General features: G+C 75.1%; 1 protein-coding gene and 1 pseudogene. Both read right to left on the minus strand.

Annotated features, from left to right (window positions below; translation table 11 throughout):
• A partial coding sequence (locus BHQ18_RS28825; RefSeq protein ID WP_131815750.1) for a hypothetical protein occupies positions 1 to 207 on the minus strand: 207 nt, incomplete at its 3' end.
• 127 nt (positions 208 to 334) lie between these two features.
• Positions 335 to 976: pseudogene (locus tag BHQ18_RS30245) on the minus strand (PE family protein); the annotation flags it as partial.

The following is a 976-nucleotide window of genomic DNA, read 5'->3' on the forward strand; positions in this document are numbered from 1 at the left end:
TGAGGCGTTCACCGCCGTCGCCGGGGGCGACCCGGGGGCGGTCACCGGATCGGTGCTGCGCTCCGCGGCCGACGGCGCGGCGGCCAGCAGCTGCGAGGCCGCGTCGTTGGGCACCACTGTCAGCCCACCGAACGACAGCGCCAGCGCACCGGCGAACGCCGCCGCGACGGCACGCTTGGCCGTCGGTGATGTTGTCTTGCGTTCCATTCTTCTTTCCTCACTCAAGATTTCGAGGCACGCGGCCTCGGATGAATCGGGTTGGCTTGGTCGCCGGTCCCGGTGCCGGACCGCATCGGCTGCGGCCCGGCACCGGAACTCGACTCACCGGCTGTCGCTAGAACGGCAGGAAGCTGGTGAACGCCTCGATCAGCGCGGCGAACGGGTTGGACGACCCGCCACCGGTATCACCGCCCTCGGCGCTGGCGCCGTCGCCTCCTCCGCCGAAGCCGAAGACACTCAGCACACCGTTGAGGAAGTTCGACAGCAGCGAGGACGACGATGCGCTCGTGCTCGACGTGTCACCCGAGCCGCCGTTCGACGTTCCGCCGGCGTTGCCCGCGTTCGTGTCGCCACCGGCACCGGTGCCGGTGCCGCTCCCGCCGCTGCCGTCACCGCCTGCGCCGCCGCCGCCGGATCCGTTGCCGCCCGAGCCCGCTCCGCCCGAGGCGTCGCCGCTGGACCCGTCACCTCCGGTGGCGCCGCCGCCGGTGGCCGCGCCACCCGCACCGCCGTCACCGGTGTCGCCGCCTGCGCCGCCAGTGGTCGTGCCACCTTCACCGCCTGCGCCGCCCGTCGGCGTTCCGCCTTCACCACCGGCGCCGCCACTGGCGTCACCGCTGGCCGCCGCGCCGGTTGTGACCGTGCCGCCCGCGCCGCCGGTCCCGGTGCCGCCGGACGCATCACCGGCCGCCGCGCCGTCGGCGGACGCGCTGCCGCCGTTGCCCGCGCTCGCGTTGCCGCCGGCGCCGCCCGTGCC

The organism is Mycolicibacterium flavescens (assembly GCF_001722335.1).
Taxonomy (GTDB): Bacteria; Actinomycetota; Actinomycetes; order Mycobacteriales; family Mycobacteriaceae; genus Mycobacterium; species Mycobacterium flavescens.